The organism is Enterococcus raffinosus, assembly GCF_018917525.1.
Classification (GTDB): Bacteria; Bacillota; Bacilli; order Lactobacillales; family Enterococcaceae; genus Enterococcus_A; species Enterococcus_A raffinosus_A.
This window is the reverse complement of record NZ_JAHLOS010000055.1, coordinates 1-21,218: the sequence shown is the minus strand read 5'-3', so window position 1 is coordinate 21,218 and position 21,218 is coordinate 1. Positions and strand designations below refer to the sequence as shown.

General features: G+C 41.1%; 22 protein-coding genes. 9 read left to right on the top strand and 13 right to left on the bottom strand.

Features of this window, described 5'->3' with window-relative positions; translation table 11 throughout:
• The first annotated feature begins 274 nt into the window (after window positions 1–274).
• Both KQI58_RS20905 and KQI58_RS20900 read left to right on the top strand, forming a co-directional pair.
• Entirely contained in the window at window positions 275–862 is a 588-nt protein-coding gene (locus tag KQI58_RS20905) for a TetR/AcrR family transcriptional regulator (protein WP_216410879.1), read from the top strand.
• A 189-nt stretch (window positions 863–1,051) separates the two neighbouring features.
• Window positions 1,052–2,077: an LLM class flavin-dependent oxidoreductase gene (locus KQI58_RS20900; protein WP_216410878.1), complete on the top strand. Its 1,026-nt coding sequence runs from the start codon at window positions 1,052–1,054 to the stop codon at window positions 2,075–2,077.
• 67 nt (window positions 2,078–2,144) lie between these two features.
• Here KQI58_RS20900 and KQI58_RS22900 read toward each other — a convergent pair whose 3' ends face one another.
• Together KQI58_RS22900 and KQI58_RS20895 are read right to left on the bottom strand one after the other, a co-directional pair.
• On the bottom strand, window positions 2,145–2,363 hold the full coding sequence (locus tag KQI58_RS22900; protein WP_253296070.1) for a hypothetical protein: 219 nt from the start codon (window positions 2,361–2,363) through the stop codon (window positions 2,145–2,147).
• Between the two features lie 69 nt (window positions 2,364–2,432).
• Window positions 2,433–4,961 carry a LysM peptidoglycan-binding domain-containing protein gene (locus KQI58_RS20895; RefSeq protein WP_253296069.1) on the bottom strand — a complete coding sequence of 843 codons (2,529 nt, stop codon included), beginning with the start codon at window positions 4,959–4,961 and terminating at the stop codon, window positions 2,433–2,435.
• Window positions 4,962–5,269: 308 nt separating this feature from the next.
• On the opposite strand from KQI58_RS20895, the gene KQI58_RS20890 reads away from it, so the two are divergent.
• Window positions 5,270–6,112 (top strand): aldo/keto reductase, encoded by an 843-nt coding sequence (locus KQI58_RS20890; protein WP_216410877.1) that lies wholly within the window; start codon window positions 5,270–5,272, stop codon window positions 6,110–6,112.
• A 47-nt stretch (window positions 6,113–6,159) separates the two neighbouring features.
• On the opposite strand, the gene KQI58_RS20885 is transcribed toward KQI58_RS20890, so the two are convergent.
• A complete protein-coding gene (locus KQI58_RS20885) occupies window positions 6,160–7,125 on the bottom strand; it encodes a helix-turn-helix transcriptional regulator (protein WP_216410876.1) in 966 nt (321 codons plus the stop codon).
• Window positions 7,126–7,190: 65 nt separating this feature from the next.
• Complete coding sequence (locus KQI58_RS20880; RefSeq protein ID WP_216410875.1) at window positions 7,191–8,345, bottom strand: CapA family protein; 1,155 nt, start codon at window positions 8,343–8,345, stop codon at window positions 7,191–7,193.
• Window positions 8,346–8,874: 529 nt separating this feature from the next.
• On the opposite strand from KQI58_RS20880, the gene wecB reads away from it, so the two are divergent.
• From wecB to KQI58_RS20855, 5 genes are all read left to right on the top strand, one after another.
• Window positions 8,875–9,993 (top strand): non-hydrolyzing UDP-N-acetylglucosamine 2-epimerase, encoded by a 1,119-nt coding sequence (wecB, locus tag KQI58_RS20875; protein ID WP_216410874.1) that lies wholly within the window; start codon window positions 8,875–8,877, stop codon window positions 9,991–9,993.
• Window position 9,994: 1 nt separating this feature from the next.
• Window positions 9,995–10,861, top strand: a complete 867-nt coding sequence (locus KQI58_RS20870; RefSeq protein ID WP_216410873.1) for a GGDEF domain-containing protein — start codon at window positions 9,995–9,997, stop codon at window positions 10,859–10,861.
• A gap of 14 nt (window positions 10,862–10,875) precedes the next feature.
• Window positions 10,876–11,016 carry a hypothetical protein gene (locus KQI58_RS20865; protein ID WP_216410872.1) on the top strand — a complete coding sequence of 47 codons (141 nt, stop codon included), beginning with the start codon at window positions 10,876–10,878 and terminating at the stop codon, window positions 11,014–11,016.
• Window positions 11,016–12,329, top strand: a complete 1,314-nt coding sequence (locus KQI58_RS20860) for a glycosyltransferase family 2 protein (protein ID WP_216410871.1) — start codon at window positions 11,016–11,018, stop codon at window positions 12,327–12,329. The genes KQI58_RS20865 and KQI58_RS20860 overlap by 1 nt, the downstream gene beginning before the upstream one ends.
• Before the next feature lie 74 nt (window positions 12,330–12,403).
• Window positions 12,404–13,459 carry a glycosyl hydrolase family 8 gene (locus KQI58_RS20855; RefSeq protein ID WP_253296068.1) on the top strand — a complete coding sequence of 352 codons (1,056 nt, stop codon included), beginning with the start codon at window positions 12,404–12,406 and terminating at the stop codon, window positions 13,457–13,459.
• A 30-nt stretch (window positions 13,460–13,489) separates the two neighbouring features.
• Here KQI58_RS20855 and KQI58_RS20850 read toward each other — a convergent pair whose 3' ends face one another.
• From KQI58_RS20850 to KQI58_RS20840, 3 genes are all read right to left on the bottom strand, one after another.
• A complete protein-coding gene (locus tag KQI58_RS20850; protein ID WP_216410870.1) occupies window positions 13,490–14,341 on the bottom strand; it encodes an arginase family protein in 852 nt (283 codons plus the stop codon).
• Window positions 14,342–14,422: 81 nt separating this feature from the next.
• Window positions 14,423–14,974 carry a YbhB/YbcL family Raf kinase inhibitor-like protein gene (locus KQI58_RS20845; protein WP_216410869.1) on the bottom strand — a complete coding sequence of 184 codons (552 nt, stop codon included), beginning with the start codon at window positions 14,972–14,974 and terminating at the stop codon, window positions 14,423–14,425.
• A 17-nt stretch (window positions 14,975–14,991) separates the two neighbouring features.
• Window positions 14,992–15,585, bottom strand: a complete 594-nt coding sequence (locus KQI58_RS20840; RefSeq protein WP_216410868.1) for a Crp/Fnr family transcriptional regulator — start codon at window positions 15,583–15,585, stop codon at window positions 14,992–14,994.
• A gap of 228 nt (window positions 15,586–15,813) precedes the next feature.
• Between KQI58_RS20840 and KQI58_RS20835 the strand changes: the two genes are divergently transcribed.
• A complete protein-coding gene (locus KQI58_RS20835; RefSeq protein ID WP_216410867.1) occupies window positions 15,814–16,653 on the top strand; it encodes an aldo/keto reductase in 840 nt (279 codons plus the stop codon).
• Window positions 16,654–16,705: 52 nt separating this feature from the next.
• Here the strand turns inward: KQI58_RS20835 and KQI58_RS20830 are convergent, their stop codons facing one another.
• From KQI58_RS20830 to KQI58_RS20805, 6 genes are all read right to left on the bottom strand, one after another.
• Complete coding sequence (locus KQI58_RS20830) at window positions 16,706–17,299, bottom strand: class I SAM-dependent methyltransferase (RefSeq protein ID WP_216410866.1); 594 nt, start codon at window positions 17,297–17,299, stop codon at window positions 16,706–16,708.
• A 71-nt stretch (window positions 17,300–17,370) separates the two neighbouring features.
• The gene (locus tag KQI58_RS20825) at window positions 17,371–17,760 is read right to left on the bottom strand and encodes an Rrf2 family transcriptional regulator (protein ID WP_216410865.1); all 390 of its coding nucleotides are present in this window, start codon (window positions 17,758–17,760) and stop codon (window positions 17,371–17,373) included.
• A gap of 121 nt (window positions 17,761–17,881) precedes the next feature.
• Window positions 17,882–18,058: a hypothetical protein gene (locus KQI58_RS20820; RefSeq protein ID WP_216410864.1), complete on the bottom strand. Its 177-nt coding sequence runs from the start codon at window positions 18,056–18,058 to the stop codon at window positions 17,882–17,884.
• A 164-nt stretch (window positions 18,059–18,222) separates the two neighbouring features.
• Window positions 18,223–18,783, bottom strand: coding sequence for a TetR/AcrR family transcriptional regulator (locus KQI58_RS20815; RefSeq protein WP_216410863.1), 561 nt, complete (start codon window positions 18,781–18,783; stop codon window positions 18,223–18,225).
• Window positions 18,784–19,164: 381 nt separating this feature from the next.
• Entirely contained in the window at window positions 19,165–19,269 is a 105-nt protein-coding gene (locus KQI58_RS20810; protein WP_216410862.1) for a putative metal homeostasis protein, read from the bottom strand.
• A gap of 15 nt (window positions 19,270–19,284) precedes the next feature.
• Window positions 19,285–20,808, bottom strand: coding sequence for a metal ABC transporter solute-binding protein, Zn/Mn family (locus KQI58_RS20805; RefSeq protein WP_216410861.1), 1,524 nt, complete (start codon window positions 20,806–20,808; stop codon window positions 19,285–19,287).
• Window positions 20,809–21,218: the final 410 nt, after the last annotated feature.

Below are 21,218 nucleotides of genomic sequence, written 5' to 3'. Positions count from 1 at the left end.
CTCTTTGAACTCAGCCTGTGAAAACGCTTCATTAGGCTAGGCTTTTTTGAGTGCACCTTCTTTCAGTTCTTTAGGGTAGAAAACGTGTTACTTTACTCTTGACTTATTACCACTAGACTCATTTCTTCCCTATGTACAATTGAACAAATCTGGACAACTGTTCAACTTGTGTTATTATGCTACTAACAAAAAAAAGACGATACAAGTGTCACTTTGATTCTTTCGTCCATGTTTGGACGTATACATAAAAGTGTCCAAAGATAAGGAGCAGAAAATGAAGTATAACTTAGCAGGAAGAAAAACTCGCAATGCTTTGAGAGTTCTCGGTGCCTTCTCACAAGCAATTCTTGATCTATTAACCAAGCAAAGCTTTGAAACGATCACTGTCAATATGCTGTGTGAGAAAGCTGATTATCCCCGCTCTACTTTTTATAATTATTTTGATGACAAATATGATTTGTTGAATTATTGCTGGACGATACTTTCTGACAAGGTGAAGTTGGAAGAAGCCGCTCAATTTGACAAGGAAAATGTATTGATCATTTATTTTGATCGGCTCTATGATTTGATGAAAGAACATGATGATTTGATTGCTAAGGTCCTTATTCATAATCATTCGAATGGCTATCTTTACATTAGTTTTAATGAATTTTTACGAAAAGCTTCTCAACAGATTTTTGCCACCATTTTTGCGACCACTGATTCTATTCCAGTCGAACTGATCGTAGAACACTGCTCCTCGACCGTTACCATGGTCATTGATTGGATTTTCATTAAGCGAAACATGGTCGATAAAAAGGTTGCCCACCAATATTTATCAGTGATCTTCGGAAACACTGATCTTGCAGCTGGATCAGAATAAGACAGTACTCACTTTTAGACTTCTTCGCTCATAAAGCGTTTGATTTAAAATATAAAAATCTAGGTAATTTCTTAGAGACGTTGCCTTTTTTCAAGAACAAATCCTCGCTTTTTATAGTCGATCGTAGTAGAATCTATTTAACTTATTAAAAGTAAGTAATTTCAAAGAGTATGAAGGAGGTCATCCATCATGAAAAAAATCGGCTTTTTAAGTTTTGGTCATTGGATGGACCAAGGTTCACTTGTTAAAACAGCACAGGATTCTTATCTGCAATCGATTGATTTAGCAGTCGAAGCGGAAAAGATCGGGATCGATGGTGCGTATTACCGCGTGCATCATTTTGCGGATCAAATTGGCTCCCCTTTCCCATTATTATCAGCAATCGGCGCGAAAACTAGCAAGATTGAGATCGGGACTGGTTTGATTGATATGCGTTATGAAAATCCTTATATGATGGCAGAAAATGCTGGGCTTACAGATATTATTACCCAAGGAAGAGTGCAATTAGGTGTGGGCCGTGGTTCACCTGAACAGGTTCTTGATGGTTGGAAATATTTCGGCTACGACTACAGCGAAGAAGAAATCAAGGATATTACTCGTGAACGGACATTGGAATTTTTGAAATTGATCGAAGGCGGGCGTTTTGCTGAACAAAACCCACAACCAATGTTCCCGCAAGCTCCCGGAAAATTACGTTTGGAACCTTATTCAGAAGGCCTACGTCATCGAATTTGGTGGGGCGCTGGTTCGACACAGACTGCCGTTTGGGCAGCACAACATGGAATGAACTTGCAATCATCCACATTAGTAAACTACGAGACCAATGAACCCTTCCATGTGCAACAGGCTAAACAGTTGCGGGCTTATAAAGAAGCTTGGAAAGCAGCTGGACACGATTTTGAACCACGAACATTGGTGACTCGTTCGATCCAACCAATCACCACAGATATGGACCGTCAGCTATTCGGCCATCAAGGTGACGATGCGAAATACGACCAAGTCGGTTTCTTGGCTTATCATCAAAATCCTACGATCTTTGGGAAAACCTTTGCGGGCGAACCAGACAAGATCGTCAAGGAATTGGCTGAGGATGAAGCGATCAAAGAAGCAGATACAGTGCTAGTTACGATCCCGAATACTTTGGGAGTAGACTACAATATGCACTTACTTGAAACAATTGTAAAAGATGTGGCTCCTGACTTGGGCTGGCGTTAGAATAGACATTAGAAAAGGGAGCGAGTCTGATTTTTCAGATTCGCTCCCTTTTTAGGGGGTTCAGTAGTTATTTTACAATCGATACAGGTCCGGTACATACGGCCGTAGAAACCTTGTAATAGGTGTCTGGATAATCCTCGTCCTCAACGATAAATACCGCCAGTGCCATGTCTGAAAATCCTGACTGGATGATATTGATGTAATGTCCGCCATTCTTATAGTCTCCGGCTCTGCCTGCCTCACGTTCATTCTCAATGTATTGTAAGAACATTTGCTTTGCGATCAATTGTGCGAGAATCGTTGAATCGCCTTGTACTTCAACTTTTCGAATGTAGGTATGGGAAAGATTTTCCGTTCAGAATCCCATTTTTTCCGATCCAACTTCACGGTCAACGACGTAGTTTCCACCGCTGACGGTATTTGCTGGGCGGGTATGAGAGAAGTTGTACATCACTTCAACTGCTCGTTCAGCAACTTCACGATAGGCTGCTTCGTCCTTCGTATTGCTGACTTTTTTCTCGCCATATTTCTCTTGCTCTTCCTGAACCAGTTTTTCAAAATGCTTCGCGACTTCTTTAGAAAACGCAACATTCACCAGGTTATCCGCCTGATCAACGGTGACTCTAGTATCGTCCTTTTCAACCTGATCCTTGATTGTTTGAATGTCAGGATCGTTGGCTGGTTTAATAGCTTCAATGATCGGGTCGATCTTCTTGTAAGTGATCGTTGTTGTGTAAGTCGTGATCGTATCGCCATTGGCTAGTGTTTCGACCGTTTTGATTGGCTCGGATTCAGAGATTTTTCGGTAACTAGTAAGATCCGTCAATTCATTCCCTGCTTCATCGACATGTTTCGTAACATACTTATCTTCGTTTTGAATTTTATGATAGGTCACGGTAATCGTATAAGTGGTAACCGTATCGCCGTTAGCTAGTGTCTCGACGGTCTTCACTGGTTCGGATTCACTGAGTTTGAAATAACCTTCAAGACTAGTCAATCGATTGCCGGCTTCATCAACGTTGATCGTCACCTGTTTCTCTATGTTGGCAATTTTGTGATAGGTGATGGTCGTTGTATACGTGGTGACTGTGTCGCCATTTTCTAATGTCTCAACCGTCTTCACTGGTTCGGATTCATTGAGCTTGAAATAGCCCTCGAGGTTGGTCAAATGATTCCCCGATTCATCGACATGGATGGTCACATGCTTATCAGTATTGACTATTTTGCGGTACGTGATCGTCGTCGTGTAAGTCGTAATGGTATCGCCATTTTCTAGCGTTTCAACTGTCTTCACTGGTTCGGATTCAGAAACCTTCACATACCCTGTGGTATCCGTTAACAGGTTCCCTGCTTCGCCAACCATAACTGTGACATACTTGTCTTCGTTAGTAGGGACATGGGGCAGATTATCTTCAACCTCTTTGACTGTCTGATCAGATTTACCTAAGTGATCCTCGGTGTCTTCTGCTGAATTGCCTGCTTCTTTACCCGTTGTTTCCGCCTGTTTGACTTCTTCACTTGCTCCTTGAATGACCTTGTCCAACGCGCTGATCCGTTCGTCAAGCGCTTGAACTTTAGCCGCCAACTCAGTGATTTGTTGATCTAATGCCGCGATTTTCTGCTGGTATTGGGCTAGCTCGGCTTGAATTTTTTTGGCTGCTTCACTGGTTGCGGCGGCGGAGGAATTAGGCAAATTGGCTAACTCCTGCTGCGCGGTGGTCAGTGTCGCTTGAGCCTGGGCAACAGCGGCTTCGATCGACGCTTTTTCAGCAGCGGCAGAATTTAATGCGGCTTCTGCTGTGGTATAGGCCGCTTGGGCAGTGTTTAGATTTTGCTGAGCGGTGGCTAATTGCGCGCCATATGCGGCTAATTCTCCTTGCGCTGCGGCAAGCTGCTGGTTCAACTGGGCTAGTTGGGCTTGGATCGTTTCATCCTCTCCCGCTTGAGCTTGCAACGCAGCAATCTGTCCACTGACTTCTGTCACACGCTGCTGGGCCGTTCCTTGATTAGCTGTTGCTTCATTGATTACTGTCTGGGCATTCGTTAAGGCGGTCTGGGCCGTTTGCTTTGCCGTGGTTGCGGCAGCTAATTTTTGTCCAACTCCGGTTAATTGTCCGGCAAGTCCGTCGTAATTTTTTTGCGCTTCTGCTACTTTTGCGGTGGCGGCTGCTTGTTGGACTTGCAACTCTGTATGGGTGGCCTGATTTGCTTTGTTCAGCTCTTCTGTCAGCTTCTGTTCTGCTGCCTGCTTTAAGCGTTCCGCTTCTTGTCGTTCTTTTTCGACCGCTTGTTTTTCTTTCTCTGCCTGTTCTCGTTGAGCCTCTGCTGCTTGTTTCTCTTTTTCCGCTTGAGACGGATCGCTAGGTATAGCCGCTTTTTCTTCGATCGTTGTCGCGGTTTTTGTGGTTCCTGCAGACTGGGAAGCTTCTGATTGTTGCTGGGCAAATGGCTTCGCTGGATCGATCTTGTCCTGATCGGTCAGCTCTTTGTCGGTTATCGTGTGGCCATTTGGATCAATCACCGTAATTCTGGAGCCATCAAATTTGATGGTCGTTCCAACGGGTACCGTGTATTGACTGCCCTCTTCGAAACCATTCAATGCCATCAGCGTCTGCCATTTCACATTGACGGCTAAACCGATATTGTAAAAGGTATCTCCCGCTTCAAAGGTATAGGAATTTTGCCCGTCCTTTAGCTTGGCAGAAATCGTTTCGACCGAGTTTGCTTGCCAGGTAGTCGCCGGCATCTTCTCAGGACTAGCAATCAGCAGATAACTCACCAATAGAATAAAGAGAAAAAGCCCTTTTTTTCGTATACTGTAGCTCTTCGTACTGCCTTTTGGTTTGCTATTTCTAAGTAAATAGCCCGTCCTTCGTTTTTTCATCCCGATACCCCATTCTTTTTGTCATCATAACAAAAAATGTTATCTGTTATTTTATAATACTATATATTACGAAACACTAGTCTTCTAAAAAAAAGAAAATATTTTTTTTTTGAATAAATGATGTAAAAAGTTCAGAAGTATGTTTTTTTACTTAAAACGGCTAGAATAGTATTTAGAATGGTGGACGGTCCTCTACCTATCAAGTACAAACGAAAATCATTCGTTTTCACCAAACAAAATTGTTACGATATCGCTAACACAGGGGTATACTTGTACATAGAACGACTATATTTAGGAGGTTTTTATTAATGGAACAGTTGAAACTAAACAATGGTCAAACGATCCCTCAATTAGGTCTCGGCGTTTTTAAAGTCCAAGATGCAGATGATTTGAAACGTTCAGTAGCAGATGCATTAAAAGAAGGCTACCGTCACTTTGATACGGCAGCGATCTATCACAATGAAGCATGGCTCGGTGAGGCACTGGCTGAGAGCGATGTGAAACGTGAAGACCTGTATATCACTTCAAAAGTTTGGAACAGCAACACGACCTATGACGAAACAATCGCAGCTTTCCATGAATCCTTGAAGAAATTACAAACGGATTACTTGGATCTTTATTTGATCCATTGGCCTAGCGAAGGCTATAACGAAAAATGGCGGGCAATGGAAGACCTGTACGACGAAGGCTTGATCAAATCCATCGGAGTCTCTAATTTTGAAAAACCCCATTTGGATAAACTATTAACAACAGCAAAGATCATTCCTGCCGTTGACCAGATCGAAACCCATCCTTACTTCCAGCAAAAAGAATTAAATGAATACTTGAGAAGCTTGGGTATTGCCCATGAAGCTTGGGGCCCGCTTGGTCAAGGGAAAGGCAACGTTTTAGAAGATCCGACCTTGGCAAAGATCGCTGAAGCTCATCAGAAAACAATCGCACAAGTCATCCTCCGTTGGCATCTGCAACGAGACATCATCGTGATTCCGAAATCTGTTCACGCAGAACGCATCGCGCAAAACATCGATGTCTTTGACTTCCAGCTAAGCGATGAAGAAATGAGCTTGATTGCTGGTATTGATCAAAACAAACGCGGTGCCGCAGATCCGAAAGATACCGAATGGTTGAAGAAATCATTGAGTATGAATTAAAACTTAAAACAGCGAAGTTGATCTTTAATCAACTTCGCTGTTTTAGCTTATTTTTTGACTGGTCTCACATATTTCCAAAAGCGTTCTGGATCATGATAAAAGTAGATCACGCGCCCTGGCGTAGTGTCATAGTGATAATCGGTGTTGGAAAAGTCAAAGCTTGCCATTGCTTGCTCTACTTTTTCCTCGACACTGCGGTTTTCCTGTTCGTAATTAAACGAACCATGTTCAAAAACAAGATACTCTGCTTCTGGAACATCCAGCATCCGCATTTGTTCTGGTACCTTTCCCTGATAATCAGCAGGTAAACGAGCGCCGTAGCATTCCGATCGCAAAAAGCCCCAGTCACAAAGTCGGCCTTCTAAATCGCTGATATACGCCATCACTTGGCCGCTGCTGCTGTCAGGTTTATGACCGCCATTGTCATCTAGCTTTCCTTTGATACTGTCCAATAAGCCGCTAATCGTATCACAATCCTGTCCGGAAATCTGACTTTGCTTCTCCCAAAAATCCCAATAGCCATTACTCTGATTATTTTTGATATACAGAAACTTATGGGCTGGAATCGTCACAAAATACGTCTTGATATCATCACTAGATTTCACCATGCCAATCTCTCCTAATCCTAAAAAGTAACGGTCAAAAGAACTGATTCTGGTTCGAAGTACCACCGGCTTTGGCTCCCTGCGATACTCACTGGGAGCGACCCCATACATCCTTTTAAATGCGCGGGTAAAGGCTTCATGAGAAGAAAAACCATAATCAAAGGCGATATCCAATAAGCTTTTCTGCTTGTCGCGAACTTCCTTTAACGCAAAAGCAAGCTTCCTCTGCCGCAGGTAATCACGAAAGGACATTCCAGAAATTTCCTTGAATTTGCGAGTCGCGTAAAATTCGGAATAGCCCATTTTACGAGCCAGTCTGCGCAGTGTCAGCGCCTCATCATTGTAGCCTTCGATACAGTGATCAATCTCCTCGACGATCTGTTGAACCTGCCGCTGCCATTCATACATCCTTCCACCACCCTGTCTTTAGTATAGAAATCAGGAAAGCTTGTCGCTTGATTTGACTTGCGGTGTTAATAAACAATCTTTACTTTGTCATTCATGATCTGCTTTGTTCGCTCAATAAAGTATTCGCGGGACAAATCTTGCCCTTGATTGACATGGATCATATGTTGATTGGCTAACTCGTTTGTATAATCCTTTAGCGCATAGGTTTTGTACGTTTGATAATTATCGCCAATATACGTAATGGTCGGCCAAAATTCGACCTGTTCGATCTTGACGTCCTTCTTCTTTTTATTGAAATCAATCGTCCAACGGCCCATCCCGCCCAGCATACGATCATTTTCTGCTTGAGAAGAAATGAAGTTTCCTAAAGAATACATTACTAACGTTTGATTCCCTGTTTTTCCTGTCAGATAATCCATCGGCTGAATCACATGGGGATGTCCTCCGACGATCACGTCTACACCAGCATCGCTTAATACTTGGGCTAAATGCGTTTGCTCTTCATTCGGCGTAAACTGGTATTCTTCTCCCCAGTGCATACTGACGATTTGCACATCACTTTCCTTCGTTAATTCTTCCATATCCTTTTTGATTTGTTCCTCATCAATTAGATTAACGAGATAGTCTTTGCCCTCTGGCAGGGCAATCCCATTCAAGCCAAAAGTATAGGACATAAATCCAACATTGACACCTTTGATCTTTTTGATTTGCAGTCGTTTGGCTTCCGGCGATTTTTGTGAGCCTGTCACAGTGATATCAGGATATTTTTCCAAATACTCTAATTGTTTGATGATCCCTTCCTCGCCTTTGTCCATGGTATGGTTGCTTGCCGCGGACAACCAATTGTAGCCCGCCTGATGCAGTGAATCTAAAACCTGCGTCGGACCGTTGAAGGTCGGATAGCCTGACAGTCCTAACTCTTCTCCTGCACAAATCGTTTCCAAATTAATATAGGAAACATCTCGATCCTCGTTCAAATAGCGTGTTGGTTCATACATCTCATCAAAACGATAGGTGCCCTCGGGCTGTCTGAGATGATCGTAGATATAATCATGGATCAAATTATCCCCTACCGCAGAGAAGGTCAACTTCACCGTATTACTCGCTTTTGGCTTTGATGTCTCTGAGGTTGTATTTTTCGTCTCATTTTCTATTTTGGGGTTCTCACACCCGCAAAGAATTAGCAGCATGAGCAAACTAAGTGTTAAAATCCGCTTCACAATCAATCCCCCTTGTCCTTTCGCTATTACAATAAACAATTATTTTTTCACAATCTAAAATAGGTATTCTACCCAAAATTTTACGATAAATCATTCGATATATAAACTTTTTTATTAAAAGAATAATTAATGAAAATGATTTAAAATTCGTTAAAAATGTAATTTTATATTTTTATCAGTTTGATTTTTCTACGGCTCCAATCTTTTTTCTTACTTAAAGAGCGTGGCATATTCCCATAGGATAAGACGAAATAAAGATGGGGATTTTCTTCTTGCCTTTCTTCAGTTGTTGTATTTTTTTAGAAATTTTTCATCATTTAATGAAGCTTCATCTGCCTAAATTATGAGAATGATAGAAGCTTTTAAAAGACAAAAATACAAACCTTTCCTATACTAGATGGGAAATGAAAATAAGTGAATGAACGTGTTTATTCAAATGAATGGATTCATAATTATAATGATTGGGTTCAATTTTAATTGAATATAGTCCCTTCGTTCATAAAAATCAAATTTTTTCAGGAGGTACATCATGAGAAAGAAAGTCTTCTTAGTCTTTGGAACAAGACCGGAAGCGATAAAAATGGCGCCTTTGGCCAAACAATTAACTGCGGATGGACGCTTCATCGTAAAAGTAGTCGTTACGGGACAACATCGAGAAATGCTCGATCAGGTTTTGCAGGCTTTTTCCATTATTCCTGACTATGATTTAAACATCATGCATCTCGGACAAACATTGAGTGATATTACCAGTCGTGTGATTGAAAGATTGACTCCTATTTTACAAAAGGATCGACCTGATATTTTATTGGTTCATGGAGATACTACAACAACCTTTTCAGCAGCTTTGAGCGCTTTTTACCAGCAGATTCCAATCGGTCATGTCGAGGCCGGCCTGCGAACTTGGGACAAATACTCGCCTTTTCCAGAAGAAATGAATCGGCAATTAACAGATGACCTGACCGATCTTTATTTCGCTCCGACTCTGAAAAGCAAAGAGAATTTGATCAAGGAAAATCATTCGGAAAAACACATCTATGTCACAGGAAATACAGCGATTGACGCGATGAAGAACACATTAGATGAAAATTATGAAATTCCAGTTGAGATTTCAAGAAAGCAGAAACGGATCGTTTTAATTACGATGCACCGTCGCGAAAATCTAGGTGCTCCGATGTATTCTGTGTTCGAGGCGGTCTATCAAGCCGCCCGTGATTATCCTGATACTCAATTTATTTTCCCAATGCACAAAAATCCTGCGGTACGAGAGACGGCAAAAGAACTATTGGGCGAGGCAGAAAATGTTTCATTGATCGAACCTTTAGATGTGATTGATTTTCATAACTATGCCAAACAAAGCTATTTGATTTTGACTGATTCTGGTGGCGTTCAAGAGGAGGCACCTTCCCTAGGAGTTCCCGTATTAGTCTTGCGTGACCAAACAGAGCGACCGGAAGGAGTTGCAGCAGGTACTCTTAGATTGGTGGGAACACAAACGCAAGTTGTTTACGAAAATATTAAGGAATTATTCGAAGATTCCGCTGCTTATGAAAAAATGGCAAAAGCCAGTCAACGAATTACTGGCGCAATTGCTCATTATTTCCATTTAGCGGAACAACCAGAAGAATTTATCCCTCAAGGAGGGCAATGATATGAAATATATACGAAGAATTCGAATTGAGTGGATGCTGATCTTACTGGCTGCCGTCTTTCTCATTCAAAACTTGATTTTAGATGATCGTTTGGGTTTTATTCCAGTTGTAAGTATCTCTCTGTTAGCTTTTTTAGGGCTGCTGGTAGGCTTTTTAAGTAATACGATCACTGTCGCTGTTTTTTCTATGCTGGTGGTATCTACGGGAATCTTTCTCTTATATTACACCCCTGTCCTTATGCCGGAACTAGAAAAAACCTATTTGATCGTAGTCATTCCGGTCTTTGCTGTTTTAGGGCTGATTGCGAAGAACAGTGTGCTGTTCAACCAGCGCATGAATGTCTTTCAGCCAAGAATGCGCCATTATTTGACGACCCTAAATGAAACGACAGGTTTGTACAATAAAGGAGAATTCGAATCACGCTTCGAAAAATTTAAGTGTGCCATGAATTTGTATACTAAAGCCGGTCGTGGGTTGGTTGTCTCCTTTTATACCGTTGATTTCATTGAACAATTGAAGTATCAAAACGATCAGGCGACAGATCAATTATTACAGGCGCTGGCACAGGAATTAGTCGATATTCGGCTGCCGGAGGAAGACCAATTTTACTTAGGAAATGGAACCTTTGTGGTCATGTCTCCAATTTACCAATCCGGGGACAGTCTTGAGTTCATCCAAGAATTGAATAAGATTACCAAGACACAATTTTCGCTGTTTCCATTCAAAAATGCGGATCGCTCACAAAATACGGTCATTCGTTTTGGTGAAATTATTATTGAAGGATCTACAGACTTGACCGCAGAGCAAGTCATCAGTCGCGTACGAAGACGGACTGAAGCCGATTTGACCGATGAATACATTTTATAAGGAGGAAAAGGCAGATGGATCAATTACTCAATTATTTCTTTGAAGCGAGCAAGATCGTCACGGGAATTTTCTTGGTTGCCGTGATTGTCTTATTTCTCTGCTTATTGATCATCAAGGACCGAATTTGGCGTTACTTTAGGAGGCGGGATTACTAATGAGTACGATTTTATTAATGTTTGGCGTCATCTCGATCTGGGTCTCGCTGCTTATTACTTTAGTCATCTTATTTGGTGCTGTTTATTTTTTACTAAAAAATATTCATCCACCGAAAAATCAATTAGAGCCCCTCAGCTCCTACCCGCTTATCACAATCGTGGTTCCAGCACATAATGAGGAGATCGTCATCCAAGATACGGTAAGGGCGATTTTGAGTATGAACTATCCCCGGGAAAAAATGGAAATCCTAGTATTTGCGGATAATTGCGATGATGAAACCTACGACCGGGTTCATACGATCTTAGAGCAGCCAGAGTATACGGGCTACTATTTGACTAAAGTAATCGATCGCAGAGGGACCGGAGGAAAAGCCGGTGTCTTGAACGATTCTTTAAAAATCGCCCACGGAGAATACCTCTGTGTCTATGATGCGGATGCAATGCCGGAGCAAAACGCCCTCTATTTTTTGGTTGAAAAAGCGTTGGAAAATCCCGAGCGTTATGGAGCAGTCTTTGGCAGAAATAAAACAAGAAATTATAAACGCAACTTTTTGACTCGTTGTATTAATTTGGAGATCGTCACCAGCCAACGAATTATCCATACAGGTTTGTGGCAATTATTTAAGATTGGGCAGATTCCCGGCACTAATTTCATTATTCAAACGAAGATGATCCGAGAAATGGGCGGCTGGGATAATGGTGCTTTAACTGAGGATACCGCGTTAAGCTTTAAAATCATGAAGCTCGGCAAACTGATCGCGCTGGCCTCGCGCGCTGAGGCCTTCCAACAAGAACCAGAGACTTTATCCGTTTATTACCGTCAACGGAAACGTTGGGCTAAGGGAAATTACGAGGTTATCGTCAGTAATCTCAAGGATATCTTCAGCGACTCCAACTGGCGCATGCGTTTACAAAGTATCTACTATTTCAATACGTTCTTTTGGTTTACGACGGCGATTATCTTATCGAATATTATGTTTGTCGCTAACCTGTTTGCAATGATTTTGCATATTTGGCTCCCTTCGATCGATGTAATTTTCACCTTTGGCGGAAGTAATCGGCAGATTGGTGCTCTTTTACTAGTGAACTGGGCTTTAATGTTTGCGATCTACTTACTTCAAATTCAATTAGCCTTGTCTAGTCAATTTGGACAGGCAACCACCGCGAATTTCTTTTATGCCATTGCATCTTACTTTACCTATTCCCTGCTGTTCATAGGTATTTCGATCATCTCATTCTTTTCTTATATAGGAGATAAAGTGTTTCGGCGGGATAGCAGCAAATGGTATAAAACACAACGTTTCAATGATTAGGAGGCAATTTTTATGCGCAGACGTCCTGCAATTATGTGGTCACTATTGCGTTGCTTTTTTGTGGCTATATCGCTATGGTACTTTTTAATATAAACGACAATCAGAAGAAATTAGAAAAAACAACGTATCAAAAATGGCGCTCTACTTATGTGAAGGAAAGCTCTGTAGGAACCTTTGTCAAAACAAATCCCAAGGAAGAAATCGATATCTCACTGTCTGAAGGACATGGCTATGGCATGCTGATAACCATGGAGGCTGTAAAACGTGGTTGGGCTTCTGAAAAAGAGTTCAATGAATTTTACCAATACTACAAGAATTTTCAAATCAGTAAAGACAATCCACTGATGAGCTGGCAGCAAACCTATGAAGCAAACAAACAAATAAAAAAAGAAGCAACGAATGCTACAGATGGTGATCTAGATATTGCTTATGCTTTAATCGAAGCAAGCAAACAGTGGCCCAATAGCCAAACGGACTATAAAGCCGCAGCGAAAAAGCTGCTTTCAGGAATAAAAGCGAGAAACTATAATTCTACCAACAAATTATTAACTGTCGGTGATTGGGCCACAAAGGATTCTGATTCCTATAACTTGATTCGACCATCGGATATTATTCCCAGCTATTTTGATACCTTCGCAGCATTCAGTGGTGATAATTTCTGGCGAACGCTTAAGGAAAGTTCAGTAAAAACACTGGAAAATTTAAGTAATCAGCACAAAACCGGATTGCTTCCAGACTTTGCTTGGGTAGAAAAAGACACAGCTACTCCGGCGAAAAAGAATCAAATCGCTGGAGCTAATGATGGCAACTATGGCGCCAATGCCTGTCGAATTCCTTGGCGACTTGCTAGCTCGAATGACAAGGATGTCAATCAAGTTTTAAGCAAGATGATGAACTTTTTCTTAGAAAAAAACACGATTAATGAAGGCTACACTCTATCAGGGAAGGCCTTATCATCAAACCAATCCAAAAGCTTTTCGGCACCAATTCTATACGCCGCAAACCAAAAAGAAGCCTATGGCAACCTGATAAATTCACAAGGCTGGGTAATAACCGATGGACTTTCTGGCGAGGATTACTACGGTGATACCTTAACAACGCTGATAACTCTGCAAATGAGCTCAAAATAAAGACAGGGAGATCGCCTCTTCCTGTCTTTTTTACCGAAAAATCTCAAAATCATACAACAAATTCTTTAGGTTTTGAACATCCCATGGCAACAGCTCCGCGATGGTCAATCCAACGATCTCGCTTTGCTCTGCAATAGCTTCCATGGTCTCTTTCACTTCTAATAAAGACATCTTTCCGGCTGCAGCAGAATACTCTGTGACTCCAGGTTCTGAAAAATACAACATCCGAAACTCATTAGGATCTAGCACATCTAGGTCAAAATGAATGACTACTTTGGTAAACTGCTGTTTTTTTAGCCAAGCCTGGATCTCTTTAGGTGCGATCAGCGCTTGATCTTGCACCTGATAATCTATTCCCAATCCTTCCAAAATCATTTTTTCATCTGGGGTAGGAGTTTGAAGCCCAACATATAAAATATCCTTTGCCGCAAACGGATGCTGAACCTTCTCTGCTAGTACAGGATCACCAGCCTTCAACAAATTCCCCAAAACCATTGCATGTTCATTGTAAAAAACATCCGGTGTTGAAATATCTGGATGGGCGTCGAGCCAAATAATCCCTAATTGCTCACCATATTTTCCATGCAGGTAATCAAAAGGCGCCTGCGAAACTAGACAATCACCACCTAAAGTGATGATTTTATCAGGCTTCTCCTCTTGAATGATCGCCATTGTCTGGTCCACATTCTCAGCCACAATACTTTGAGCGGTCACACCATTTTCTCTTGTCAGCGGTTCTTCATGCTCAGGAATAGGGACGGCGATTTCTTTGTGCTCCAAATTTTTCGGCACTAAAAACGAAAGCAAATCTGAACCAAGCGAGTAGGTTGGATTATTTCCGCCCTGCCATTGAGGAACTTTTAAACGGATTGTTTTGATCAATGGTTTCTCTCCTCTACCTTTTTTTATTTTCTCTTGCTTTCATCTTACCTTTTAACGTTCCGCTGGTGCAAATCAGACCGCTTACTTTCCATATTCTCCTACCAAATAACCATATTGCAGAATGTGACCCTCCATTGCAGTCAATAATTCTTTTTTCCTAGAAGATGCAGGCAAATCCAACGTTTTATCCAAGACAAAGACATGATATTTGTAACGATGGCTGCCAAATGGCGGCTTGGGGCCGCGATAGCGATGCTTCCCATAGCCTATTCCCTGTACAGCATTATTCAACGCAGCTACTTGCTCTCCTTGCGGTATTTCTGCTGGAATCGTATCCATCGCCGGCAGATTCCAAATCAGCCAATGATTATAAACTCCGGCGATGGGATGGTCAATGTCATCCATAATTATCGCTAAAGAAACAGCTTGTTCATCTAGCCCAGAAAGATGCAGTTCTGGAGAGATGTCCGTTCCATTTCCGGTGTAATCAACCGGAATCGTGCCATTTGCTTCAAATGCCGGACTTGTTACCGTCAATTTAGGGACATTTTCAATTACAAAATCCTTTTGACGAATAACCGCCAAAAGGATCACTACTAAAATAAGCAATACAGCAAGGATACTCACTAGCATTTTTCGGCTCCTTCTCATTAATTTTCTTCCCTTAACGTCCGCCGAATTCGACTTAAAGATACTGGCGTCACACCAATGTAAGAAGCAATATGAGCATGGTTGACGCGCTGATCAATATCTGGAATCTCAGCCTTCATTTTCACATAGCGTTCCGTGGCACTTTCCGTTAATAAGGCCGTCTCTCGCACTAATTTAACGCGCAGGGTTTCTTCAAGAATGCCGATATAAACCTGGCTCAATGAAGAAGCTTCCAGCATCAGCTTTTGAACCTGTGCATAATCAAAACACACCAGTCGACACGGTTCTACTGCCTCGAAATTACACATAACTCGTCCGCTAAACACCACATGCTGTGTACTGAAAACCTGGCCCGTTTCTAAAAACTGATGGGTTATATCATTGCCCTGATAATCTAAATAATACTTGCGGATCAACCCATTCACTAATACATAGAGCTTGTTTTCCTCATCACCAGCCGCAACAATTAAGTCCCCAGCAGGAAAATCCACAAACTCGCCTAAATCAATTAACTGTCCAAGAATCTCTTCCTCAATCGGAATTTTGGCATACCGTTTCACCAAGTTCTTGATAATCTGCTCAATTTCCTTCATCGGACGCTCCTTCGCTTTTTATTTATTGTAACGAAGGAGGAAAGCTCTGTCATTAACATAGGATAAGTGATTGGATTTATTGTAAAGCTATGAAAATTTTTTAGCCCAACTTATCCCGTTCCTGTACAAAAGTTACCAATTAGTAACTATAGAACTTTAAAGTACGTACTATACAAAAATAAACTTGCCGAATATACTAGCTTCAGGAAACTATAAGGAGGCTTTCACATGATTCATTCATTATCAGATAAAGTAACATTTAACAACGGAACAAAAATTCCCGGATTAGGTTTAGGCGTTTTTCAAATTCCTGACGAAGATACCGCTGAGGTCGTTAAAAACGGGATCATCAATGGCTATCGTCTAATCGATACCGCTCAAATTTACGGAAATGAAGTTGGAACAGGAATCGGTATTAAAGAAGGCTTGGCTGCAACAGGACTAAGCCGCGAAGAGTTATTTGTCACATCAAAGGTTTGGAACAATCATTTAACCTATGACGAAACAATCGAAGCCTTCGAAGAAACACTGAACCGTTTAGCGTTAGATTATCTCGATCTATACTTGATCCATTGGCCAGGCAAAGATGCCTTCAAAGAATCTTGGCAGGCTTTAGAAGACCTATATGCAGCTGGAAAAATCAAAGCGATCGGTGTCAGCAATTTTGAAATCCATCATTTAGAAGAATTGCTGTCCTTCGCAAAAATCGTTCCCGTAGTCAATCAAGTAGAATTGCATCCAAAATTGACTCAACAACCACTTCGGGATTTCTGCGAAAAAAATGACATTAAAATCCAAGCATGGTCTCCATTGATGCAAGGAAAGATTCTTACTGAGTCCGTCGTTAAAGAGATCGCTGAAAAGCATCAAAAAACACCTGCCCAAATCGTCCTGCGCTGGGATATCCAGCAAGATATCTTGCTCGTTGTAAAATCCGTGCATGAACAACGGATGCAAAGCAATGCGGATATCTTTGATTTTGAATTAGACGCCCCTGATATGGAACGCTTAAACAACCTAAATGAAGCATTGCGAAGCGGTCCAGATCCGGATACCTTTGATTTCTAATTAGAAAAAAGCTGTTCCAAGCCCGTAATTCGAGCCTGGAACAGCTTTTTGCTTATTTTTTGCCTACAACGAATAAATACATTCCTTCTGCTGGGATTAATTGTTGAATAATCGGCAATTGTAGTTTTTCCAAACTTCTCTTCATCACCTGTGATGGAATACGATGTCCTCCATTGGCCTGTGTTGTTTCTGATTCAAACTCTAGAATGACAAGTTGCCCATCTGGCTTAATAATGCGTGCCAATTCCTTCAATGCGTCTTCAAATGGATGAACTTCATGAATCATCATGCAGACAATCGCAATATCCATTGAACTGTCTGGCAAGACGATTGCTTTAATATCACCGCTCATACTTGTAATGTTCGTCAATTGTTGAGCCTTAGCTCGTTCGTGGATCAACTCCAGCATTTTTTTCGATTGGTCAAAAGCGATCACCTTTTCAGCCTGCTTTGCTAACGGCAGGGTCAAAAAGCCCGTCCCAGCACCACCATCAAAGATCGTTTTTCCAGCTAGTTCTGGCAAATAACCGATGATTGCTTCAGCTGGTAATTGCTGCTTGCGCTCTTCACCGTCTAAAGCCGCAACCATTCGTTTGAAATTCTCTTCATTATCTAAATTGTGATGTTCATGAGCATGGTGTGACATTCTTATCATCCTTTTCTATTATAGATATTTTATATCGCTAATTATTCTAAAAATGAAGGACTCAACTTCAGTTAAAGCGTGGAAAACTGGCTGAGCTTCACCGAATCAAAGTGTTCCCACATTTTATCTTCGCCCTCGTTGATGACTTTACTGATTGGACAGCTATGCTGATTGTTAGCCAAACAGCTTACTTCATCGGGAAAGCCATCGATTGCATGAATGACATCCAAAAAAGAAATTTCTGTTGCACTCATTTTCAAACGATAGCCGCCTTTTACTCCCGAAACTGATGAGATCAAGTTCGCCTTTGCTAATTGAGTCAAAATTTTTGATAAATAAGAAGGTGAAACGTCAAACTTATCCGCTACATCATGAATGCTTAAATTACTATCAGATTGATCATTTTGGGTAAAATAAACCATGACATGCAAGCCCATATTCGCTGCTTTAGTAAACTTCATTATTCTCCTTCTTCCTATTATAGATATTATTTGTCTATAATATACATTTAACAAAAAATTGTCAATTAGCATTCAAAGAAAAATCAATCAGACGTACTACGACTCTGATTGATTTTACAAATTATTTTGGCAGCTTCAGTAGAAACGCAACGATCGTCACCCTTGATAATAGAACAGTGATTACTGACAACATTCCATGAAATCCAGCATCTTTCTCCCCGGGACCAAATTTCATCCAAAGTCCGCAAAGTAAGGTACAAGCCAACATAACCAAAGTAAAAATCCCTAATATTTTCATTAGACTCCCTCCTTATTCATTTTAAAGTACTAATTTCTTCTCCGAAAAAAATCGTTCGATTCGAATGTCGTATATCATTCAACTAAAGCGCTCGATCTATTAATCTGCCTTTTTTTACAGATACTTTTCTGGCTAAATATTCTGCGAAAAGTTGAACTGACATCCTATTCTTTGATGGCATTCTCAACAAGCATTCGACAAAGTTGATGGCGTTGGTTTCTATTCATCACATCAATTGAAGAATAACGTTCGAAATCCTTCCCTCTATAAAATGCTAATTGCAGAAACGAAACCAATTGATAGGCAATCAACCGACATTCTGTTTCATCTTTTTGATTGTTGAAGCAAGCTTTTACCATCGGCAGAATCTGATAAGACAAATCGAACTCACTCTCCAAAAGCAGATAAGGAATTGTAGGTCTGGTCAGCTCAGCATAATCACAGGTACTATCAGCCGTCGCGATTAGAAAAGCGATCAACCGTTCTTTCGGATCTTCCGTTTCTAACAGCAACACTTCTTGCTTCTGACCACTTGCTTCGATCAATTGATCCACCGCAATACTTACCAGTTCATCTTTAGACTTAAAGTAATAATTGATCATTGCCAAATTGGCTTCTGCTGTTTCAGCAATTTTTCTAGCCGTCAGTTTTTTTGCAGATTTTTCTTTCTTCAGCAAATCCATCGTTGCTTGGATCAATCGTTCTTTAACATTATCTTCATTCATGGACATCTTCACCTCTAACTAAACATGTTTAATACACGATTAATTTTATCAGGAATTAAATAATTGTCAAGTCGTGATTTTCTGCTTTTCAAAAGATAGTTGTCATCGCAAACTAAAAAACTAAGGCTCTTTTATCCTCAGAGGCTTAGTTTCATTTAAACTATTCGAAAAGCAATCAACTAAAAGCCTCTAACAAACCCACTGTTTAGGATCATAATTCGATGTGACTCATTTCAACATCAGTGTACCTTGAATCAAGTCGACATCATTGTCACGAATCACCTTCAAGAGACCGTTGATAAGTTAGGGATACGGGTGATGTATTAATTCGATCAAAAAAAGACCCTGTCCTCTGTCTGACCAGAGGGTAGGGTCTTAGGGTTATCTTCGTTTTGCTTCTTTGATGATTTTCAACGCACGTTTGCGGGTCTTGATATTGGGACTTTTTAAACGTCGATACGCACTAGATAAATCGGTCTTCTCCATTGTTTTCACCTCCGCTTAATGTGCCAGCATTTCCTGAGCAATTTCATGACCAGTCATTTTCACTGGATAGTAGGTCGGCCAGTTATCAAGTTCTTTGTATAAGGCATTTTGGCTTTCGCCGCCAAAATAAATATGAAAATGTGATGCTTTTTCTGGTGCAATCCCATGATCGCTGAATTGAACGTACTTGTAGTCGCCTGCATCCGGATCTTCGGATTCAAAAGTAAAGCGAACTCCCCGATTGCCTTTTTCATAAGTCAAAATTTCATATCCAGCATACTTATAGGTATATTTATGATGTTTCCCGTTAACGATGAAATCCATCTGTTTCCCAGTGATCTTGATTTCATCAACATCGGTTTTATATCCTGTTTCGTAGTATTCTTTATATTCTGCTGCCGTTTTGTCTTTCTTCAGTTTGGCTTTGTAATCAAAGACTTGGTCCAATGTCCCTTTTTTCAGTAGAGGATAAACGGACTGCCAATCACCGGCATAATCGGATAGTTTTCGGTCTTTTACTTGAGAATCTTTGAAATAACCGTTATAGATTGTTTGCTCCGCCGCAGTTTCCTTTTCAGCTTTTATTTCTTTACCCGCAACATCCGTGGTTTTCTTTAAAGCCGCCAAATTTTCCTGCATAACGGATAGATAGTTTTCGCCTGCATCCATTTGTTTTTTGGTTAAGCTTTCCAGCGGATTGAGCACCTCCAGCTGAACGTTGGTTTCATCGGCCAGTGTTTTTGCGGCTTTTCCTTGATTATTATTCTCGAAATAAATATAGTTGATCCCGTTATCCTCGACGTAGTGCTTCAGCTCCGCGATGCGGGAAGGGTCGGGTTCTTTATCCGGATTGATCCCCGAGATTCCAACCTGATTCAACCCGTAGTCTAAAGCGAGATAGCTAAACGCAGTATGCTGTGTGACAAAATTCGTTTGCTTCGCCTCTTTAAGCGTATCCGAATAGTTCTTATCTAGTTCTTCAAGCTTGGCTAAATAGTTTTTAGCGTTTGTCTCAAAAATCGCTTTTTTCTCCGGATACAGTTTGATTAACTGATTTTTGATCGACGTCACTTCTTTGATTGCTCGATGCGGCGATAACCATGTATGTGGATCTAACTCATGATGATGCCCTTCTTCATGACTATGATCGTGTTCTTCCTCACCACCTGGCAGCAACAGCATTTCCTTGGTGCCTTCAATGACATTCGGCGTCCCTTTCTTCCAAGAATCGATCGCACTTGGTACCCAGGTTTCCATATTCTCATTGTGATAAACAAACGCATCCGCTTCTGTAATCTTTGCCATGTCCTTGGCGGATGGTTCATAATCGTGCGGCTCGGTTCCAGCAGGCATCAATAAAGAAACCTCGCCCTCGTCACCAACGATATTCTTGGTAAAATCATACACCGGGTAGAAAGTTGCGACAATTTGCAGCTGCTTTTCTTTATTTTTAGACTCCGCTTGACTATCTTCTTTGCAGGCGGCTAAACCGACAAGCGCAAGTAGACTGATCAGTAGAATCCCTAATTTCTTTTTCATTTCAGACCTCTTTCTATCGTTTAAATTTTTCTCATTGACTATTTAAATAAAAAAACACGCTTCACCTCTATTCCATTATTTGGATCGAAACCCTTCAAAAGAATCTTAAAAGAATTAGGTCCCTCACCTTGCTAACCATCCTCTCTGAACCATTACAATTTGCGGATGACAAATCGTAACGATTACGATTCAACAACGATACTTTATCATCCAGTCAAAATAGTGTCAAGATAAAATAACACGAAATTTCATTCATGTGAATGGAGAATCATTTTTCAACGAACGGATGCAAAATCATAACCACCCGTGAAACGGGTGGTTTGCTCTTCGGCTAGAAGCCTCTCTTACCGGCCTCGGCCTAAAAGGCCCTCTGAAAGCTTCCCCCCGCACCACTTCTACTCGCTGATTCT